At 62.7% G+C, this 1094-nt stretch carries 1 protein-coding gene; it reads left to right on the forward strand.

All coding sequences use genetic code 11. From position 1 onward, the window contains the following. Positions 1-57 precede the first annotated feature (57 nt). A partial coding sequence (locus O3W51_RS48145) for a condensation domain-containing protein (RefSeq protein WP_269290433.1) occupies positions 58-1094 on the forward strand: 1037 nt, incomplete at its 3' end.

A 1094-nucleotide genomic window follows, 5' to 3' on the forward strand; every position in this document is an offset into this window, starting at 1 on the left:
CTTCCGGTGTTGGTGGGGGATGTGGGGGGTCGGTTTGAGGCGTTTGGTTTGACTGATGTGCAGCATGCGTATTGGTTGGGTCGTTCTGGGTTGTTTGAGTTGGGGCAGGTGTCGACTCATTTGTATGTGCAGTTTGAGTCGGCTGATTTTGATGTGGTGCGGGCGCGGGTGGCGTTGGAGCGGTTGGTGGAGCGGCACGAGATGTTGCGTGCGGTGGTGCGGGGTGATGGGCGGCAGCAGGTGTTGGAGGTGGTGCCGCCGGTGGTGGTGGGGTTGGAGGATTTGTCGGGGGTTGAGGGTGTTGTGGCTGCGGGGCGGGTGGCTGCGGTGCGGGATGAGTTGTCGCATGAGGTGCGGCCGGCTGATGTGTGGCCGTTGTTCGAGGTGCGGGTGCAGCGGTTGCCTGGTGGGGTTTCGCGGGTGCATTTCAGTTTGGATCTGCTGGTGGCTGATGCGGGGTCGGTGCAGATTGTGTTGGAGGAGTGGGCGTTGTTGTATGCGGATCCGGGGGTGGAGTTGGCGCCTTTGGGTTGTTCGTTCCGTGATTATGTGCGGGCGTTGGAGGGGGTGGAGTCTTCGGAGGGGTTTGAGCGTGCGCGGGGGTATTGGTTGGGTCGGATTGAGGATTTGCCTGCGGCGCCGGAGTTGCCGTTGGTGGTTGCGCCTTCTGGGGTGGAGCCGAGGTTTGTGCGGCGGCAGTTTGTGTTGGACGGGGTTCGGTGGGGGGTGTTGAAGGAGCGGGCGGCGTCGTTTGGTTTGACGGCGTCTGCGGTGTTGGCGGCGGCGTATGCGGAGGTTTTGGGGGTGTGGTCGAAGTCGCCGCGGTTCACGTTGAATTTTACGGTGGCTGATCGGTGGCCTTTGCATGCGGATGTGAATCGTCTGGTGGGTGATTTCACGTCGGTGTTGTTGGTGGAGGCGGATGTTTCGGGTTCTGTGGGGTTTGTGGATCGGGCGCGGGCGTTGCAGCGTCAGGTGTGGGAGGGGTTGGAGCACCGGGCGTATGGCGGGGTTCGGGTGTTGCGGGATCTGGCGCGTGAGCATGGTGCGGAACGGGCCTCCATGCCCGTCGTCTTCACCAGCGCCATCGGACA

The organism is Streptomyces sp. H39-C1, from assembly GCF_027158125.1.
Taxonomy (GTDB): Bacteria; Actinomycetota; Actinomycetes; order Streptomycetales; family Streptomycetaceae; genus Actinacidiphila; species Actinacidiphila fildesensis.